Raw genomic sequence first — 18,839 nt, 5'->3', positions numbered from 1 at the left:
TATGGAGTTCCTGATCAATATCACGATCAATTGGGGACCGGATATGGACGAGGAGAAGAAGTCGGAGCTGTCGGTCCTGGAACGGCGTATCGCCGCCCAGCACGCCGAGGATGGCCACCTCGTACGAATGTGGCGGGTACCCGGGCGACAGGAGAACTGGGGGTTGTGGCGCGCCTCCGATCCCACGGAGATGCACCGGATCATTTCGTCGTTGCCGGTATGGCCGTGGATGGACGTACGGGTACACTGTCTCGCGGATCATCCGGTCGACCCTGCGGGGGGCACCGGGGGCGGGGCGGTCGCCGCACGAAGAAACGCCGACCAATAAGTGATTGAAAGAGGTCCGGGCGTGCCGAAGCGGGATTTGGGAAAAGACCCCGAAACGCCGCGGTCGAAGTCCACTTCGCCACGCCCGGGGGCGGCCAATATCGTCGACGTCGCCCATAGGGCCGGTGTCTCGGTTGCCACCGTCTCGCGGGTCATGAACCGTCCGGAACTCGTTTCCCCGGCCACCCGCGAGCGCGTCGAGAAGGCCATGGCCGAACTCGACTATCACGTGAACCGTGCCGCCTCCGGGTTGCGCGGCGGTTATTTCCGTACGGTGTCGATCGTGGTGGCCAGCCTGTCCCAGCCCTGGTACGTCATGCTGGTGCGGGCCCTGCGCGTCGAACTGGAGCGGCACGGCTACGCCACGCTCCTCTACGACCTCGACCACGACACCTCCAGCCTGGTGCGCACCCTGGAAAGTCTTGCCAGGCAGGGGTCGGAGGGCGTCATCCTGTCCACCGGCGACCGCCTGGACGATCCCGTCACCGTCGACGCCCTGAGTCGGGCCCGAACCCGTTTTCCCCTGGTGGTGGCCGGCCAACGCGTCGAGAACGCCACCTGGCCGACCGTGCAGTACGACGACCGCACCGGTGCCAGGGAGGCCACCGAGCACCTGTTGGAGGTCGGCGCGGAACCGGTCGCGTTCCTGGGCGGGCTCAGCTGCTCCTACCTGGGAGCCGAACGCTTCGCCGGCTACGCGGACGCTCTCCTGGCCAAGGGGCGCGACCCACAGGAATGGCTCTGGCCCCTCGACGGACTGGGGTTCGCGGCCGGCTACGCCGCGGTCCAGGAACAGGTAGCGGCCGCACGGATTCCCGGGGGGATCCTGGCCGTCAACGACGAGGTCGCGCTGGGGGCGAGCCGCGCGCTCGCCGACCACGAGCTGCGCGTCCCCGACGACGTGTCCATCGTGGGCTTCGGCGACACCGACTTCCTGCCCTACGTCTCTCCGTCGTTGTCCTCGGTACACGGGTCCGTCGAGAGGATCGCGGAGAGCGCCTGCGGCGCCATCTGGGACATGTTCGCCGGACGCGAGCCCGCCGAGATCGAGATCGTCCGGCGCCACCTGGTACGCCGCGAGTCCTCCCGCAAGGGCTGAGGCTACGCGGGAAGCATCTCCAGGAGCGCCTTGGCGGCCACGCTCGGCCCGGTCGCGGGGGTCGCCACCGATACCTGCCACGGGCCCGCCGCCGCCCCGTGCACCGCCACCCGGGCCACGCGCGCCACGGGCTTGGCCGCGATCGGCGCCGGGACCAGTGCCACCCCCAAGCCGTGCCCCACGAGTTCGAGCAGGGTGTGCACGTCGTTGACCTCCAATTCCACCCGATGGCGCACTCCCGCCGCGGCCAGCGCCGCGTCCACGATCGTGCGCGCGCCCCACGAGGGGTCGAACCCCACGAAGGTCTCGCAGTCCAGATCCTCGGGGGTGACATGTGAGCGCTCGGCCAAAGGGTGCTCGGGATGGCACACCAGCAGGATCGGCTCGGTGCGCAGCGCCGTCAGGGTCACCCCCACGACCGGCTCCCCGGCGGAGGAGACCAGCGCCAGGTCCAGGTGGCCGGCGTGCACGTCCTGGAGGAGCCCCACCGACCCCGCCTGCCGCAGCGCCACCTCCACGCCCGGGTGCGCGGTCCGAAACGCGGCCAGCAGGTCGGGGACGTCCACCACCCCGATGCACTGCTCCACCCCCACGGAGAGCCTGCCCCGCAGCAGCCCCTGGACCGCTGCCACCGCGTCGCGCGCGGCCGCGGCACTGGTCAGGGTGCGGCGACATTCGGCCAGCAGGGCGCGACCGGCCTCGGTGAGCTCCACGCTGCGCGTGTGGCGCACGAACAGTTGCGCGCGCAGCTCACGCTCCAGGGCGCGGATGGAGGCGGACAGTCCCGACTGCGAGATCGACAGGTCCTCGGCGGCCCGGGTGAAGTGGCGGCGGTCGGCCACGGCGACGAAATGTTCCAAATGGCGCAGTTCCACGATTGAGAATCCTAGTTGCTGGAATCGATCTAATTCTCCTGTTGGACGGATGGGCGATGCGGGGACAGGCTGGGAGGCATGGACTACACGCATCTGGGGCGCAGCGGCCTCGAAGTCAGTCGGTTGTGCCTGGGCACGATGAACTTCGGCCCTGAGACCGAGGCGCCGTTGGCGCACTCCATCATGGACGCGGCGCACGACTACGGCATCAACTTCCTGGACACCGCCAATGTGTACGGCTGGTCCGCGGGCAAGGGCCGCACCGAGGAGATCATCGGTGAGTGGTTCGCCCAGGGAGGCGGGCGCCGCGAGCGCACCGTCCTGTCCACCAAGGTCTACGGTGCGATGGGGGAGTGGCCCAACGAGGGGCGTCTCTCCGCCCTCAACATCCGGCGTGCGCTGGACGCCAGTCTTGCCCGACTGGGGACCGACCACATCGACCTCTACCAGTTCCACCACGTCGACCGCGACACTCCGTGGGACGAGATCTGGCAGGCCATGGAGGTCGCGGTCGCCCAGGGCAAGGTGCTCTACGTCGGCAGCAGCAACTTCGCCGGGTGGCACATCGCCCAGGCCCAGGAGGCCGCGAACCGGCGCCACTTCACCGGCCTGGTCAGTGAGCAGTCCATCTACAACCTGTTCACCCGTCAGATCGAACTGGAGGTCCTGCCCGCGGCCCAAAACTACGGTCTCGGCGTCCTCCCCTGGTCCCCGCTGCACGGCGGCCTTCTCGGCGGGGTGGTGCGCAAGGAGCGCGAGGGGCGCAGGCGCACCGACGGGCGCGCCGCCCAGGCCCTTGCCGCCCACCGCGAGCAGGTCGAGGCATACGAGGACTTCGCCGCCGAGTTGGGCCACGAGCCCGGTGACATCGCACTGGCATGGCTGCTCACCAGGCCGGGGGTCACCGCACCCATCATCGGCCCCCGTACGACCGAACAGCTCGACGCGGCCGTGCGTGCTCTCCAGGTCCGGCTGGACAGCAGTGCACTGGACCGTCTTGACGAGATCTTTCCCGGCCACCGGACGGCGCCGGAGGACTACGCGTGGTGAGCGGCGGGTAGGTGGCTCCGCGTGTTCCCCGGCCGGACAAGGCCGGCACCCATCGCACACAAAGGACAAGAAATGCACTCTCGCCGTATCGGTTCCGTCGAGGTCGCAGAGATCGGTCTGGGCGCAATGCCCCTGTCGATCGCCGGCCGCCCCGACGAGCAGCGATCCATCGCCACCGTGCACGCTGCCCTGGACGCAGGCGTCACCCTCATCGACACGGCTGACGCCTATTCGCTCAACGGCAGCGACACCGGCCACAACGAGGCGCTGATCGCCCGGGCGCTCGGCACCTACGGCGGCGACACATCAGGCGTGCTGGTGGCCACCAAGGGCGGACACGTGCGCACCGCCGACGGCGGGTGGGAGACCGACGGGCGCCCCGAGCACCTCAAGCGCGCCGCGGAGGAATCGCTCAAGCGCCTGGGGGTCGAGGCGATCGGCCTCTACCAGTTCCACCGTCCCGACCCCGATGTGCCCTACGCCGAATCGGTCGGGGCGATCGCGGAACTGCTGGACGAGGGCAAGATCCGGATGGCCGGGATCTCCAACGCCGACCCCGGCCAGATCCGCCAGGCCGTCGACATCCTGGGCAAACGCCTGGCGTCGGTGCAGAACCAGTTCTCCCCGGCCTTCCGCTCCAGCGAGCCCGAGCTGGCGCTGTGCGACGAGCTGGACATCGCGTTCCTGCCCTGGAGCCCGCTGGGCGGGATCACCTCCGCCGCGCAACTGGGCACCAGGTTCGCGGCCTTCCAGCGCGTGGCCGAGGACCGGGGGGTGAGCCCCCAGGTGGTCTGCCTGGCCTGGGAGCTGGCCAAGTCGCCCCGGGTCATCCCCATTCCGGGTTCCTCGCGGCCCGAGACCATCCGCGATTCGGTGCGTGCCGCCGACCTGCGCCTGAGCGCCGACGAGCTCGCCGTACTGGACGCCGCGGGCTGATCGACCACCGCCCGTCCGTTCGGGGCGGGCGGCCGGTCCGCACGCCCCGCTCGTTCCACCATTCGAGGAGCAATCGTCCATGACCGGCTTCCCAGCCCTGTTCATCGGCGGTACCGGCGTCATCGGTTCCGCCTGGGTACGAAGCGCACCGGTCGACCGGTTGGTTGCGGCCCTGCCCCCCGCCACTGAGCCCCGGTCCCACGGCACCGGGGCCAGGAGTCCGTGCCCGCCGGAAGCGGGAACGGCTCAGTCCAGCCCCAGGGCGGCCCCGGTGAAGTCGGTGACGATGCGGTTCCACGCCCTGAAGCGCAGCATCGGGTGGATGTCCAGCGGGACGTGGGTGAACACCGCGGTCTCGGCAACGCCGCGCACCGACTCGGTGTAGAAGCGCGACGCCCCGGGGCTGGTGGTCATGTCGTGCACCCCATGGGCGACGAGCACGCGCCGTCCGGCGAGCTGCTCGGTCGGTTCGCCCGGCGGCAGCCATGGCGCCAGGGCCGCCACCCCGCGCACGGCGGGGTCGCCGGCCGAGCGCAGCGCCGCTCGCCCGCCCAGGGAGTGGCCCACCAGCACGGTCGGTACCGGAGTCGGGCGGTCCTGGACCTCCACCAGGGCCCGGGCGACATCGTCGAGGGCCGAGGCCCCGTTGCCGTTCCAGCCGCGCACCCGGTAGCGCAGACGCCACACCGCCAGCCCCTGTTCGGCGTATCGCCTGCTCAGCGCCGTCGCGAACGGGTTCATCCGGCGCACCGCCAACCGGTTCGGTGCGGTGGGTTCGGTGCTGGTGACCTGGCCGCCGTGCAGCAGCAGGACCACCGCCGTGACCGGTCCCGGTGGTGGCGTCACCACCGCCCAGGGCCCCTGGGGGCCGAGGGCGTACTCGACGTGTGCCGATGGAAAAGTACGCATGGTCTCCGCTTTCTGCCGGCCGGTGTCCCGTATCAGGGGGTGAGGTGTCGCCGCGACGCCCCCGACGAATATTCGGAGCGGATCGGATTGCGGATCGGTTCGGTTTCCTGCCGGGTGACCATCCGTTTTCCCGCCTCCCGGCGGCACGGTCACCCATAACCGGTCCCGATATTCGACGGGCCGGCAGAGCCGCCCTGCGGCGCAGGGGGCGCGAGGTGGAAACTCCTACCCCTATCTGTTTCACGTATGCCTCGGATCAGCTGTTCTGCGGCGCAGTGGGGCGCGATTCCCCTGGCTGGGATCGCCTATTAGCATAAAATCACACTGTTATGAAATGGTTCGCGGGCCGGAACGCACAATAGAAGAAGACAACCGAACTCCGTTTTCGCATGCTTGTCCTGAGTGGGTCGGCAACTGGTTGCGGTGATGGTTCACCATCTTTTATGTCCGATGGAGAACCCTGGAATTGCTGATTCTTGTAATGCGAAATGATTTCTCTGGAGTTTGGTGAGAATATGAGCAGCGAGCGGATCGCGATCGTCGGTATCGGTCTTCGCTACCCCGACGCCGGCTCCCCCGGTGAGCTGTGGGACAACGTCCTGGCCGGCCGTCGGGCCTTCCGGCGGCTGCCCGACGGGCGAATGAACCGCGCGGACTACTGGTCGCCCGACCCGAAAGACCCCGACCGGTTCTATTCCGACCGGGCGGCCGTGCTGCGTGACTACGCGTTCGACCGGTTGAAGTACCGGGTGGCCGGCAGCACGTACCGCTCGACCGACATGACGCACTGGCTCGCCCTCGACGTCGCCGCGCACGCGTTGGCGGACGCCGGGTTCCCCGACGCCGAGGGGCTCCCGCGGACCTCCACCGGAGTGGTCGTCGGCAACAGCCTCACGGGCGAGTTCTCCAGGGCCAACACCATGAGGCTGCGCTGGCCCTACGTGCGCCGCACCCTCGCCGCCGCCTTCGCTGAGAAAGGCTGGGACGAGGAGGAGACCGCGGCTTTCCTCGGCGAGTTCGAGGCGCGGTACAAGGCCCCGTTCCCAACGATCAACGAGGACACACTGGCCGGCGGGCTCTCCAACACCATCGCCGGTCGCATCTGCAACCACTTCGACTTCGGCGGGGGCGGGTACACGGTGGACGGCGCCTGTTCGTCCTCGCTGCTGTCGGTGGTCACCGCGGCCACGGCCCTGAGCAACGGCGACCTCGACGTCGTCCTCGCGGGGGGAGTGGACCTGTCCATCGACCCGTTCGAGGTCATCGGCTTCGCCAAGACCGGTGCGCTGGCCACGGGGGAGATGAAGGTCTACGACCGCGACTCCAACGGATTCTGGCCCGGTGAGGGCGCCGGACTGCTGGTGCTGATGCGCGAGGCCGACGCCCGGGAGCGCGGGGCACGCGTCTACGCCACGCTCGCCGGGTGGGCGGTCTCCTCGGACGGCAAGGGCGGGATGACCCGCCCAGAGGAGAGCGGGCACCGTCTCGCACTCAGCCGCGCCTACGACCGGGCCGGCTACGGGGTGGAGACCGTCTCCTACTTCGAGGGGCACGGCACCGGCACCGCGCTCGGCGACGCCACCGAGATCGCCGCGCTGTCCGGGGCCCGCCGCGACGCGGCCCCCGACGCGCCCCCGGCCGCGCTCAGCACGGTCAAGGGAAACTTCGGCCACACCAAGGCGGCCGCGGGGGTCGCCGGACTGATCAAAGCCACCCTCGCCGTGCACCACCAGGTGATCCCGCCGGCCACCGGGCACCGCACCCCCCACCCGCTGCTCGCCGAGGACCGGCCGGCCATGTACGTCCCTGACTCCGCGCGGCTGTGGCCCGAGGACCAGCCCGTGCGGGCCGGGGTGTCGGCCATGGGCTTCGGCGGGATCAACACCCACATCGCAGTCGAACAGGCCCGAGGAACCGACCGCCGCACCGACCTCGACGCGCGCACCGCCGCGCTGGTCACGGGCCGTCAGGACGCCGAACTCCTGTTGTTCGACGCCGCCGATCCGGCAGAACTCCGGGAGAAGGCCGCTCGTACCGAAGGGTTCGTGTCCACACTCGCCCTGGCCGAGCTCGCCGACCTCGCAGGCACCCTCGCGGCCGAACTGTCGGATGCGCCGCTGCGCGCCGCCGTCGTGGCCACCTCCCCCGACGACGCGGAGCGAGCACTGACCAGGCTGCTCGAACTCCTCGACGACGGACGGACCAGCGCGGTCCTCGCCCAGGAGGGGGTGTTCCTGGGCGACCGCGCCACCGCGCCCCGCATCACCTTCCTCTTTCCCGGCCAGGGCTCGGGCAGCGGTGCGGTCGGTGCGCTCCAGCGGCGATTCCCCGTCGCCCAGGAGACCTTCCGCGCGGCCGGCCTGCCCACCGGCGGCGACCAGGTCGCCACCCAGGTGGCCCAGCCCCGCATCGCCGCGGGCTCGCTGGCCGCGCTGCGTGTGCTCCAGGCCCTGGGAATCGACGCCGACACCGCGGTCGGCCACAGCCTCGGCGAACTGACCGCGCTGCACTGGGGCGGGGCCATGGACGCCGGGCAACTGCTCGAACTCGCCGCCGACCGCGGCCGGGCCATGGCCGGGGCGAGCCGCGGCGGAGGGGCGATGGCGGGTCTCGGCGCGGGCCCCGAGCGCGTGGCACGACTCGTCGAGGATTCCGAAGCCGTCATCGCCGGCTACAACGGGCCCGAGCAGACCGTGGTCTCCGGGCCGGCCGGTGCCGTGGACCGCGTCTGCGCCCTGGCCGCCGAGAACGCCATCCACGCGACCCGCGTCAACGTCTCCCACGCCTTCCACTCGCCCCTGGTGGAGCCCGCCGCCACCGCGCTGGCCGAACCCCTGGCCAGGCTGAGGACCGCTCCACTGCACCGCCCCGTCGTCTCCACCGTCACCGGCGGGCTCCTCACCCCCGACACCGACCTCCGAGCGCTGCTGCGCGACCAGGTGGTGCTCCCGGTCCGCTTCCACGAGGCCGCCGCCGCGGCCACCGAACAGGCCGACCTGGCCCTCGAAGTCGGACCGGGCCGGGTGCTCAGCGGGCTGCTCACCGCCATCGCCCCGAACACACCGACCCTGCCCCTGGACACCGACCACGCTTCATTGGCGCCGTTCCTGCGCGCCGTGGGCGCTGCCTACGCCCTGGGCGCCGCAGTGGACACCACCGCGCTGTTCACCGGTCGCGCGCTGCGGCCGATCCCCCTCGACGGGCAGATGGCGTTCCTGGAGAGCCCCTGCGAGGCGGCTCCCGCCATCGACGCCGCGCTGGCGGCGCCGTCACCGGTCGACGCCGGAGAAACAGCGGACACCACCCCAACGGGGGAGCAGGACACCCTCGAACTGCTGCGCCGCTTGGCGGCCGATCGCGTCGAGCTGCCCCTGGAGGTGGTCGGCGCCCGGACCCATCCCATGGACGACCTCCATCTGAGCTCCATCACGGTCGGCCAGATCGTCAACCAGGCCACACGCGAACTGGGGCGACCCACCCTGGAGACCACGTCGAGTTTCGCCACCCTCAACCTCGGCGACCTGGCGCACATGATCGACGACCTCGCCGAGACCGCGGCCGACGGCTCACCGGCCGAGGCCGAGGCGGCGGGCATCGGAAGCTGGGTGCGCGCCTTCGGCATCGACCACGTGGAGACGGCCCCCGTCACAGCGGTCGAGACCGGGCAACAACCCTCCGGGCAATGGGAGGTGCACGCCCCGCCCGGCCATCCGCTGGCCGAACCACTGCGCACGGCGCTGTCCACCGCCGGGGTCGGCGACGGCGTGCTGTTGTGCCTGCCGGCCGACGGCCGCGAGCACGTCGGCCTGCTCCTGGCAGCGGGGCGCGCGGCGGCCACGGCCCCGGCCGGTACCCGGTTCGTGGCGGTCCACCACCGCTTCGGCGCGGCCGGTCTGGCCAAGACCCTGCACCTGGAAGCCCCCGCGGTGACCACGACCCTGGTCGGCCTCGCCGACACCGAACCGGCCACCGACGACGGCGTCACGGCTGCGGTGCGCCGGGTCGTGGCGGAGACGGCGGCCACCACCGGCTTCACCGAAGCCGCCTACGACGCGTCGGGCACCCGTACCGTCCCGGTGCTGCGCCCGGCGGCGTCCGGCACCCGGTCCGACGCCGAACCGGCCCTCGGTCCGGGCGACGTGCTGCTGGTGACCGGAGGCGGAAAGGGCATCACCGCCGAGTGCGCCATGGCGATGGCCCAGGACTCCCGGGCCCGGCTGGCGCTCGTGGGCCGCGCCGACCCGGAGCAGGACACCGAACTCGCCGACAACCTCGCACGCATGAGCGCAGCGGGGATCGAGCACCGTTACGAGCGCGCCGACGTCGCCTCGCCGGAGCAGGTGCGGGCGGCCGTCGGGCGGCTGGAACACGCACTCGGTCGCGTCACGGCCGTACTGCACGGCGCGGGCCGAAACGAGCCGGCGGCGTTGACGGCGCTGGCGGAGGAGACGTTCCACCAGACCCTGGCCCCCAAGACCGACGGCCTGGCCAACGTCCTCGCGGCCGTCGATCCCGACCGGGTCGGACTGCTGATCACCTTCGGCAGCATCATCGGCCGGGCGGGCCTGCGCGGAGAGGCCCACTACGCCACCGCCAACGCATGGCTCACCGAGATGACCCTGGACTTCCAGCGGGCCCACCCGCACGCACGCGTACTGGCCATGGAGTGGTCGGTGTGGTCCGGAGCCGGGATGGGGGAGCGGCTCGGCGTCGTCGAGGCGCTGTCGCGCGAGGGAATCACCCCCATCTCCGCCGAGGACGGGATCGCGACACTGCGCCGGCTCCTGGCCGACCCCTCGACCCCACCCGCCCTCGTGGTCAGCGGCCGGGCGGCCGGGCTGCCCACGCTGGCCATGGCCGAGCGCGAACTGCCGCTGCTGCGCTTCGTGGACCGCGTCCTGGTCCACTACCCCGAAATCGAACTGGTCACCGAGGTCGACCTCGCCCCGGGCAGCGACCCCTACCTCGACGACCACCGCCTCGAAGGGGACCTGCTGTTTCCCGCGGTGATCGGAATGGAGGCGATGACCCAGGTCGCCGCCGCGCTGACCGGGAACGAGGGGCCACCGCTGCTGGAGGACGCCGAGTTCCTGCGCCCCGTGGTGGTGCGGCCCGGAGGGTCCACGACCATCAGGCTGGCCGCGCTGGCCGAGGACGCGTCGACCGTCCGCATCGCCCTGCGCAGCGAGGAGACCGGGTTCGACGCCGACCACTTCCGGGCCGTACTGCGCTGGCCCCGGCCCCTTCCCCGCGAGGACGTCCTCCCGGAGGGGGTCGCGCTACCCCCGGTGCCGGTCGACCCGGTCGCCGAGCTCTACGGCGGCGTACTGTTCCAGGGCAAGCGGTTCCAGCGGCTGCTGGCCTACCGGCGTACCGCCGCCCGGCACGCCGTCGCCGAGATCGCCACGGCCTCGCCCGGCCCCTGGTTCGCCCCCTACCTGCCCCAGGACCGCCTGCTGGCTGACCCCGGCACCCGCGACGCCATGATGCACGCCCTCCAGTGCTGCGTCCCCGACGCCACCCTGCTGCCCGAGAGCATCGAACGGCTCCACCTCGCCGATCCCGCCGGGCCGGACACCGACTACGTTCTGCTCGACGCCCGCGAACGCTCCCAGGAAGGCGACAGCCACACCTACGACATCCAGGTGCGCACCCCTTCCGGTCGAGTCGTGGAGCACTGGGAAGGGCTTCGGCTGCGTGCGGTGCGCCGCCGTGACGGATCGGGGCCCTGGGTGCCGTCCCTGCTCGGCCCCTACCTCGAACGCGCACTGGAGCGCGTGGTCGGCGGCAGCCGCGCCGTCGTCGTGGAACCCGACCCGGCCGCCGAGCAGGCCGGCGTCACCCCCAGAGGACAGACCGAACTGGCCCTGGGCCGCGCCCTGGGCCGCCCGGCCCAACTGCGCCACCGTCCCGACGGCAAACCCGAGACCGACGGCGCACGGCTCTCGGCGTCGCACGGCGCGGGACTGACTCTGGTGGTGGCCGGCGACGGGCGCCTGGCCTGCGACGTCGAGACCGTCGCGGAGCGTACCGATGCCGACTGGGCCGGGCTGCTGGGCTCCGCGCAGTCCCTGTCCGCACGCATCACGGCGGAGGCCGGCTGTGCGGAGCCGGTGGCCGCCACCCGGGTCTGGGGCGCGCTCGAATGCCTGCGCAAGTCCGGCGACACCGGACGCGCGCTCACCCTCGACACGGTCCACCCCGGAGGCTGGGTGGTCCTCAGGGCGGGGGACGCCGTGATCGCGACCTGGGCGACGACCGTCGAAGGCCGCCCCGAACCGGTGGTCTTCGCCGTACTCCAAGGAAAGGACTGACCCGTGCCCGGCTACTACGAGATCCGCCACACCGTGGGCTTCGAGGAGACCAACCTCGTCGGCAACGTCTATTACGTCAACTACCTGCGCTGGCAGGGCCGTTGTAGGGAGATGTTCCTCAAGGAGAAGGCGCCGGCGGTGCTCGCCGATCTCCGCCGGGACCTGAAGCTGTTCACCCTCAAGGTCGAGTGCGACTTCTTCGCCGAGATCACCGCCTTCGACGAACTGTCGGTGCGGATGCGCCTGGAGGAGCTGACCCAGACCCAGGTCCAGTTCAGCTTCGACTACGTGCACCTCGCGGACGGAGCCCAGAACCTCGTCGCCCGCGGACGCCAGCGCATCGCCTGTATGCGGGGGCCCAACACCGCCACCGCCCCCACCCGGGTCCCCGACGAGCTGCGCCTGGCCCTGGAGCCCTACGCCGAGTCTCCCGTCCGTCCGGGCGCAAACCCTGCGGCGCCACCACTCGCGACCCGTACGGCAAGGGGGTAGGACATGGTCAGCAACGGCCGGGCCGTCCGTACGACGGCCCCCCACCCCCAGGCGCACTCGCCCAAAAGCACTCCGGACGCCGCAGACCACGCGTCGCTGCGCGAGGTCATGGGCCGGTTCGCTACCGGGATCACCGTCCTCACGGTCGGCGGCGAACGCTGCCACGGCATGACCGCCAACGCCTTCACGTCGGTGTCGCTGGACCCGCCACTGGTGCTGTGCTGCATCGCCCACACCGCCCGTATGCACGAGGCGATCACCGTTGAACGGTCGTTCGCGGTGTCGGTGCTCGGCGTGGGCCAGGAGGACACCGCCGGCTATTTCGCGGACAAGCGGCGTCCGGCCGGCCCGGCCCAGTTCGACGCGGTCGACTGGGTCCCGGGCCCCCGCACCGGGGCCCCGCTGCTGCCGGGGTCGTTGGCCTGGTTGGAGTGCGAGGTCGTCGACGTCCACCAGGGAGGCGACCACTCCATGTTCCTGGGTGCCGTCCTGAGTTCGACGCGCGCCGCCGAAGGCCAGCCCCTGCTGTTCTTCGGCGGCGCGTTCCATCGCTGCGCTCCGCATACACACTGACCGCCCGGCCCTGTGACGGCCTTCGCGAAGGGACGTGTTTGCTCCATGTTGGTGAGCGTGACCGGCGGTACCGGTTTCGTGGGCGCCCATTCGGTCGCGGCGGTCGTGGCCGCCGGCCACCGGGTCCGCCTGCTGGTCCGGGACCCCTCGGCGGTCGACCGCGCCCTTGCGCCACTGGGGGTGGGCCGGTCCGCTGTGGAAGTGGTGGTGGGCGACGTCACCGACGTGGCCGACGTGTCCCGGACGGTGCGCGGAGCCGACGCCGTGCTGCACGCGGCCTCGGTCTACTCCTTCGACAGCCGGAACCGTCCGGCACTGCGACGCACCAACGAACGGGGGACCCGACTCGTCCTCGCCGCGGCGCTGCGTGCCGGTGCCGACCGGGTGGTGCACGTGTCCAGTTTCGGGGCGATGGCCCCGACCCCGGGCCGGGTGGTCCGAGCCGGCACCCCCGTGGGCCGCCCCCGCGAGTCCTACATGGCGAGCAAGGCCGCCGCCGAGACGGTTGCGCGCCGCTACCAGGACCAGGGAGCCCCCGTCGTCATCACCTACCCGCCGGCTCTGCTCGGCCCGCACGATCCCCGTATGGGGGACCAGACCGCCCGGCTGCGCGACACCCTGCGCGGGCTGATGCCGATGTGGCCCTCGGGCGGTTTCCCGGTCGGTGACGTCCGCGACACCGCGGCCCTGCACGCGGCGCTGCTCGACGACCACCGCGGCGGCCCCGGGCGCCACTTCGGTCCGGGACGCTACCTCTCCACCCGTGACTACGTGCAGATCCTGCGGGAGGTCACCGGGCGCGCGCTTCCCGCGGTCTTTCTGCCGGCCCCTCTCATGCTGCCGGTGGGCCGCCTCGCCGACGTCCTGCAACGGGTGTGGCCCTGGCACATCCCGGCCGAGTACGGCGCGGTCTACGCCTGTGCGTGCGCCACCCGCGTGGGTGACGGGGAGTCGACCCTGGGCCTCGAACCACGCCCCCTCACCCGGACCTTCGGTGACACGGTCCACTGGCTGCGCCACGCCGGCCACCTGTCCGCGCGTCAGGCAGGGGCAGCAGGGACAGCCCTCTCCCGTCTGGAGGACCGATGAGTATTTTCGAGATCGACCTCGCCCCCGTGGCCCAGCCGCGCGCTGCCCGGCGTGGCGAACCCGAGCCGGTTTCCGGCGCGGTCGATGCCATGTCCCCATTGCGCGCGGAGCGCGCGGCCCTGCGCGAGCGCATCGTCGCCGGAGCGTCGGAGGCGGTCCGGCGCCAGCACGCGCAGGGCAAGCGCACCGCCCGCGAACGCCTGGAGCTCCTCCTGGACCCGGGCTCCTTCACCGAGATCGACATGTACCGCCGCCAGGCCGCCGGGGCCCGGTCCGGTGCGTCCCGCCCGCACACCGACGGTGTCGTCGCGGGCTCGGGGACCGTTCACGGGCGCCGCGTCTTCGTCTACGCCCAGGACTTCACCATCCTCGGCGGGTCCCTCGGCGCCGCGCACGCGGCCAAGATCCACAAGGTGATGGATCTGGCGATCGCCACCGGAGCCCCTCTCATCGGCCTCAACGACAGCGGGGGAGCACGCATCCAGGAGGGGGTGACGGCCCTGCACGGATACGGCGGGATCTTTCGCCGCAACGTCCAGGCATCGGGCGTCGTCCCCCAGATCAGCGTCGTGATGGGGCCGTGCGCGGGGGGAGCCGCCTACTCGCCGGCCCTCACCGACTTCACCTTCATGGTGCGTGACACCGCCAAGATGTATCTGACCGGCCCCGACGTGGTCGAGGCGGTCAGCGGTGAGCGTGTCAGCCACGCCGACCTGGGCGGTGCGCAGGTGCACGCCGAACGCTCGGGGGTGGCCACCGGCGTCTACGACGACGAGGAGAGCTGCCTGGAGGACGTGCGCTACCTGGTGTCGCTGTTGCCGGCCAACAACCTCGACCCGGCGCCGAGGGCGGCCTGCCCTGCTCCCGACCCCGATGCCGATGTACGGCCCGCGTTGGCCGAGATCGTCCCGGTGGCACCCAACAAGCCCTATGACATGCGCGCGGTCATCGCCGAACTGGTCGACGACGCCGACTTCTTCGAACTGCACGAGGACTGGGCGTCCAACGTGGTCTGCGCACTCGCGCGCATCGGCGGTGAGACGGTCGGTGTGGTCGGCAACCAGCCGATGGTGCTGGCCGGGGTGCTCGACCGACAGGCGTCGCAGAAGGCGGCCCGGTTCGTGCGGTTCTGCGACGCCTTCAACATCTCGCTGGTGACGCTGGTGGACGTTCCGGGTTTCCTGCCCGGCGCCGCCCAGGAGCACGCCGGCATCATCCGTCACGGCGCCCAACTGCTCTACGCCTACTGCGAGGCCACCGTTCCGCGTATCCAGGTCATCGTGCGCAAGGCGTACGGCGGCGCCTACATCGTCATGGACTCGCGCTCGATCGGCGCCGACCTCTCCCTGGCCTGGCCCACCAACGAGATCGCGGTCATGGGAGCCGAGGGCGCGGTCAACGTCATCCATCGCAGGGAGCTGGCGGCGGCGCGCGACCCCGAGCGTCTGCGGGCGGAGCTGGCGGCCGAGTACACCGCGGACCTGATGCATCCCTACTACGCCGCTGAGCGCGGTCTGGTCGACGACGTGATCGATCCGGTCGACACCCGCTCGGCCGTCGCCGCCGGGCTGGCGATGCTCAGGGACAAGCGCACGCCACCGCCCCAGCGCAAGCACGGCAACGTTCCCCTGTAGGTGCCCTGCGCAGGACGCGTATGTCGGTCAGGACGCCAGCTCGTCGGGCAGGCGGTCGCGTGACAGCGCCACCGATTGTGCTGCGCTTTGGGGGTTGTCGCCCGCCCCCACCACCAGCCCGACGAGCTGGTCCTCGAAGCAACGATCGGCGGGATAGGGCTCGACCAGGTATCCGCCGAGCTCCAGGGTGACCAGCCCGTGCAGCGTTCCCCACATCCGGTGGGCGACCAGCTCCGCGTCGGCGGGGCGAAAGCGTCCCATGCCCATGCAGCGCGTCGTGCACTCCACGACGTTGTGCAGGGTGTAGCGCCCGTGCTGGCGGTCGTCGTCGGTCAGGGAGAACCCCGCGATCGAGCAGCCGCCGAACATGACGGCGTAGAGGTGGGGATTGGCCAGCGCGTTGCGGCGGTAGGCGCGGCCCAGCATGGCGATGTCGGCCACGGGGTCGTCGGTCGGCTTCACGCAGGTCAGGTGTTCCTGCAGGCGGACGAATCCCTCGCGCACCATCGCGCGGACCAATCCGCTCATGCCGTCGAAATGGGTGTAAACCGCCATTGTCGAGCTTCCCGCCCGGCCGGCGATCCGCCGGGTCGAAAGGGCCTGCGGGCCCTCTTCGGCGAGTAGTCGCGCGGCAATGTCGATGAGGGAGGAGCGGGTGGCGCTGTTCGACGGGCGAGGGCTCATTGCGGAAGTTTCGCACGGGCTGCGCCGTTGTCTTCTTTTGGCCGGGTGATTTTTCGACTCCTGGTCCGCCCTTGCTGTGATCGGCTGTCGAAGCTGGCAGGGAGGAGTCTTTCCGGTTCGCCACACTTTCGTATAGCATTCGGCGCCGTCTCGTGGTTTGAGGTCGACTTTGTTTGGTTCTTTGTTATGTTTTGTTTCTTTCTTGTTGCCGGAGAGGGTCAATTCTCTTTCCGGCAGATTTCTTCTCCGGAAGAAGTTGAAGTCAGTTCATCTGTGAACTGCGAGCATGATGTTCCTTCTGATGCCTGGTTCATGAGCAGCGGGTGGCTGTCCGACTCGCTTGGGTGCATCTTCGGGTAACTTTTTGCGCTCCCCCTGATCGGGGCATGTGTTCGTTGCTTGCGTCGCGGTTGGCGGGCATGGTCGGCTGCGCTCCCGGCGCTCTTCTTTGTGGTGGGGATTTTGCCCACCTGACCCGGTGGTATTACAAGCAGTTAGTAATTTCCCGAGATAATTGCGAGTAGTTACGTCTTCTCGATTTTTGCTCCCCGGTGTGGCGTGCTGTTTACTCGCGAGCGGGGTGTGCGCTATCGTTCTTCTGGTATTCGAGTGGATTGCCCGTTCATGGGTTTCTAATTAATCTGCTCTTTGGAATTCGAGTGGCGGGGTTCGATTTTTAGCATCTTTTCTGGGAGTGGTGATTGTGTCTTTACATTCTTCCTGGAGCAGTTGAAAGCCCCCTTGGTTAGATGCTTTCGTTTGCATTCTGATTTATTTGGGGGGTTCTTGTGCGAGAGGCCGTTCGGCAAGCCGTCTCATCCATCCATGCCAGATACTATGATCCAATTACGCTCAATGGTTTGGCATCCGAGGTTTTTGTCAGCCCCTACCATTTCTCGCGTATCTTTTCGAGGGCCACCGGAGTCACGCCCGGACAGTACCTCGCCTCGGTGCGACTGTTCGAGGCCAAACGCCTGCTGCTGACCACCTCCCTGACGGTCTCCGACATCGTCTGCAGCGTCGGGTACAACAGCGTCGGAACGTTCACCAGTCGTTTCACCAAGGCGGTCGGGATGTCACCCACCCAGTACCGCCATCCCGAGGTCAGCAAGCTGCTCATCGCGGCGGCTCCCGGTTTTCAGCACCTCCCCTCGTTCGATCTCGTGTGCGAGATGAAAAAACAGCGAGGGACCGCGCAGCCCGCCGGCGGCTCGATCGTCGGACGGCTGGATCTTCCCGCGGGGGCGGCCGACGCAAACGCACTCGTCGGCGTCTTCGCCGATCCCATCCCCCAATGCGCCCCTGTCGCCTGTCAGGCCCTGACGGTTCCCGGGACGGCCGAACTCGACCTCGACGGTGTTCCCGCCGGCAGGTGGACGGCGATAGCGGTCGCGGAGTACACGAGCACCGAATCCTCCAAACGCAAGATCCTGGTCGGTGCGTCCCGCCTCCCCATCACGATCACTCCCGGACGTGCGGCCTTCGTCAATCTCCGAATGCGCGAACCACTTCCGACCGACCCGCCGATCGCTATCACCCTGGCCTCGCGCGTCTCGTTGCAGAGCCAGAACGCGCGGTCCTTCCACACCGGGTTCGCCGCCTGAGCAAACGTGGCCCGGTTCCGTGCGCGGCACCTCTTGCGCCCCGACGGGCAGTCCAACCGACCTGTAGGAGGAAAGGCCATGCCGACCGCTCTCGGATCGCTGCGCCGACTGCTGCTGACGCCGCGGCTCACCGACGTCACCTTCGCCAAGCGCGGTTTCCCGGCCGGCGCCCCCGACGTCGTCCGAAGACTTGAGGCGATCCCCCAGTCCGTTGTCTGTGGTTTCGAATGGGGGATCGACGCCCGAGGACTGTGGGAAGTCGAACGCAGGCTCGACCTGGTGGAACCCGAGTTGCGCGGATTCGCCTATGAGGGCGCCACGATGGCCCTCACCGTTCGCGACGCCATGGCCGGAGGCCGCGGAACGCTGACCCGGGAACTGCTCCGCGGCCCGGGGCGCCCGCATATCTTCCTCGCCTACATCGGCATCGGATTCGCGATGGCCCGGTTGCCCCGCCCACTGTGGCGTACCGTCATCCCGGCACTCGACGACGTCCAGTACCACCCGACGATGAGTTGGTTGGCCGTCGACGGCTACGGTTTCGACCGCGCCTATTTCGACACCCCGCGTTGGGTCGACGAGCAACGGATACCCGCCGCCTACCCCTGGGAGGGTAATCCGGCCTACTTCCTGCGTGCCGTGGACCAGGGGATCGGTCGAGCCCTGTGGTTCATCCACGCGGCGGACGCCGACAACGTCGCGACCGCGGTCGAACGCTTCGCGCCCAGTCGGCACCCGGACCTGTGGAGCGGGGTGGGGCTCGCGGCCACGTTCGCGGGCGGCTGCGACGACGCCGATCTGACCAGCTTGCGCGGTCGATCCGGCGAGCACCGTGCCCACCTTGCCCAAGGGGCGGTGTTCGCGACCAAGGCCCGGCACTTCTCCGGGTTCGTCGCCCCGCACACCCACGGCGCGATCGGTGCACTCGCCGACCTGGACGTCACCGGGGCCGTGGCACTCGCGGACGGCACCGCCGTGGAACCGGGAACGGTCGACGGGGTGCCTGCCTACGAGCTGTGGCGCGAGAAAATCCGCGCCCACTTCGCCTGACCACCCGCCCTCTCAGCGTCCCCCGGCTGCCCGGGGCATGGACGGGAAATGGGGGTCAATTTCGAGCGGGATCATTCTTCGGCCATTCGGCGGGAAACGCAGGTTTGAAGTAGACGGCCGCCGGTGTGCGCTGTGAGAATCGAAAAAGTAATGGTCAGATCACTGTTGAACCCGATGAGGGTAGTTGCGTTGACCAATTTATT

At 70.0% G+C, this 18,839-nt stretch carries 14 protein-coding genes; 11 read left to right on the top strand and 3 right to left on the bottom strand.

Annotated elements, in window-relative coordinates:
- Window position 1 precedes the first annotated feature (1 nt).
- Together QSJ59_RS15210 and QSJ59_RS15205 are read left to right on the top strand one after the other, a co-directional pair.
- Window positions 2–328, top strand: a complete 327-nt coding sequence (locus QSJ59_RS15210) for a muconolactone Delta-isomerase (protein ID WP_285760220.1) — start codon at window positions 2–4, stop codon at window positions 326–328.
- Entirely contained in the window at window positions 329–1,426 is a 1,098-nt protein-coding gene (locus QSJ59_RS15205; protein ID WP_349497213.1) for a LacI family DNA-binding transcriptional regulator, read from the top strand.
- Between the two features lie 2 nt (window positions 1,427–1,428).
- On the opposite strand, the gene QSJ59_RS15200 is transcribed toward QSJ59_RS15205, so the two are convergent.
- Window positions 1,429–2,301, bottom strand: coding sequence for a LysR family transcriptional regulator (locus QSJ59_RS15200; protein ID WP_285760218.1), 873 nt, complete (start codon window positions 2,299–2,301; stop codon window positions 1,429–1,431).
- Between the two features lie 78 nt (window positions 2,302–2,379).
- Here QSJ59_RS15200 and QSJ59_RS15195 point away from each other — a divergent pair, with 78 nt between their 5' ends.
- Window positions 2,380–3,351, top strand: coding sequence for an aldo/keto reductase (locus tag QSJ59_RS15195; RefSeq protein WP_285760217.1), 972 nt, complete (start codon window positions 2,380–2,382; stop codon window positions 3,349–3,351).
- 72 nt (window positions 3,352–3,423) lie between these two features.
- Window positions 3,424–4,287, top strand: coding sequence for an aldo/keto reductase (locus QSJ59_RS15190; RefSeq protein WP_285760216.1), 864 nt, complete (start codon window positions 3,424–3,426; stop codon window positions 4,285–4,287).
- A 246-nt stretch (window positions 4,288–4,533) separates the two neighbouring features.
- Here the strand turns inward: QSJ59_RS15190 and QSJ59_RS15185 are convergent, their stop codons facing one another.
- A complete protein-coding gene (locus QSJ59_RS15185; RefSeq protein WP_285760215.1) occupies window positions 4,534–5,196 on the bottom strand; it encodes an alpha/beta hydrolase in 663 nt (220 codons plus the stop codon).
- A gap of 515 nt (window positions 5,197–5,711) precedes the next feature.
- On the opposite strand from QSJ59_RS15185, the gene QSJ59_RS15180 reads away from it, so the two are divergent.
- The 5 genes from QSJ59_RS15180 (at window position 5,712) to QSJ59_RS15160 (ending at window position 15,298) form a co-directional block, all read left to right on the top strand.
- The gene (locus QSJ59_RS15180; protein ID WP_285760214.1) at window positions 5,712–11,510 is read left to right on the top strand and encodes a type I polyketide synthase; all 5,799 of its coding nucleotides are present in this window, start codon (window positions 5,712–5,714) and stop codon (window positions 11,508–11,510) included.
- A 3-nt stretch (window positions 11,511–11,513) separates the two neighbouring features.
- Window positions 11,514–12,002, top strand: a complete 489-nt coding sequence (locus QSJ59_RS15175) for an acyl-CoA thioesterase (RefSeq protein WP_285760213.1) — start codon at window positions 11,514–11,516, stop codon at window positions 12,000–12,002.
- 3 nt (window positions 12,003–12,005) lie between these two features.
- Window positions 12,006–12,575 (top strand): flavin reductase family protein, encoded by a 570-nt coding sequence (locus QSJ59_RS15170; RefSeq protein WP_285760212.1) that lies wholly within the window; start codon window positions 12,006–12,008, stop codon window positions 12,573–12,575.
- Window positions 12,576–12,620: 45 nt separating this feature from the next.
- A complete protein-coding gene (locus QSJ59_RS15165; protein WP_285760211.1) occupies window positions 12,621–13,664 on the top strand; it encodes an NAD-dependent epimerase/dehydratase family protein in 1,044 nt (347 codons plus the stop codon).
- A gap of 89 nt (window positions 13,665–13,753) precedes the next feature.
- Complete coding sequence (locus QSJ59_RS15160; RefSeq protein ID WP_432707496.1) at window positions 13,754–15,298, top strand: acyl-CoA carboxylase subunit beta; 1,545 nt, start codon at window positions 13,754–13,756, stop codon at window positions 15,296–15,298.
- Between the two features lie 27 nt (window positions 15,299–15,325).
- Here the strand turns inward: QSJ59_RS15160 and QSJ59_RS15155 are convergent, their stop codons facing one another.
- A complete protein-coding gene (locus QSJ59_RS15155; protein WP_285760209.1) occupies window positions 15,326–15,982 on the bottom strand; it encodes a TetR/AcrR family transcriptional regulator in 657 nt (218 codons plus the stop codon).
- A gap of 788 nt (window positions 15,983–16,770) precedes the next feature.
- On the opposite strand from QSJ59_RS15155, the gene QSJ59_RS15150 reads away from it, so the two are divergent.
- Together QSJ59_RS15150 and QSJ59_RS15145 are read left to right on the top strand one after the other, a co-directional pair.
- Complete coding sequence (locus QSJ59_RS15150) at window positions 16,771–17,586, top strand: helix-turn-helix transcriptional regulator (RefSeq protein WP_285760208.1); 816 nt, start codon at window positions 16,771–16,773, stop codon at window positions 17,584–17,586.
- Between the two features lie 78 nt (window positions 17,587–17,664).
- Window positions 17,665–18,636 (top strand): DUF1702 family protein, encoded by a 972-nt coding sequence (locus QSJ59_RS15145; RefSeq protein ID WP_285760207.1) that lies wholly within the window; start codon window positions 17,665–17,667, stop codon window positions 18,634–18,636.
- Window positions 18,637–18,839 lie beyond the last annotated feature (203 nt).

This window comes from Nocardiopsis ansamitocini, from assembly GCF_030268225.1.
GTDB classification, from domain to species: Bacteria; Actinomycetota; Actinomycetes; order Streptosporangiales; family Streptosporangiaceae; genus Nocardiopsis_D; species Nocardiopsis_D ansamitocini.
Note: the sequence above shows the minus strand (reverse complement) of the source record. Positions and strands in the feature narration are given on the sequence as shown.

Bases quoted from the DNA above. Each gene is read 5' to 3' on its own strand.
- QSJ59_RS15190 (WP_285760216.1), top strand. From the start codon at position 3,424: ATGCACTCTCGCCGTATCGGTTCCGTCGAGGTCGCAGAGATCGGTCTG.
- QSJ59_RS15170 (WP_285760212.1), top strand. From the start codon at position 12,006: ATGGTCAGCAACGGCCGGGCCGTCCGTACGACGGCCCCCCACCCCCAG.
- QSJ59_RS15195 (WP_285760217.1), top strand. From the start codon at position 2,380: ATGGACTACACGCATCTGGGGCGCAGCGGCCTCGAAGTCAGTCGGTTG.
- QSJ59_RS15160 (WP_432707496.1), top strand. From the start codon at position 13,754: ATGTCCCCATTGCGCGCGGAGCGCGCGGCCCTGCGCGAGCGCATCGTC.
- QSJ59_RS15145 (WP_285760207.1), top strand. From the start codon at position 17,665: ATGCCGACCGCTCTCGGATCGCTGCGCCGACTGCTGCTGACGCCGCGG.
- QSJ59_RS15165 (WP_285760211.1), top strand. From the start codon at position 12,621: ATGTTGGTGAGCGTGACCGGCGGTACCGGTTTCGTGGGCGCCCATTCG.
- QSJ59_RS15180 (WP_285760214.1), top strand. From the start codon at position 5,712: ATGAGCAGCGAGCGGATCGCGATCGTCGGTATCGGTCTTCGCTACCCC.
- QSJ59_RS15210 (WP_285760220.1), top strand. From the start codon at position 2: ATGGAGTTCCTGATCAATATCACGATCAATTGGGGACCGGATATGGAC.
- QSJ59_RS15185 (WP_285760215.1), bottom strand. From the start codon at position 5,196: ATGCGTACTTTTCCATCGGCACACGTCGAGTACGCCCTCGGCCCCCAG.
- QSJ59_RS15155 (WP_285760209.1), bottom strand. From the start codon at position 15,982: ATGAGCCCTCGCCCGTCGAACAGCGCCACCCGCTCCTCCCTCATCGAC.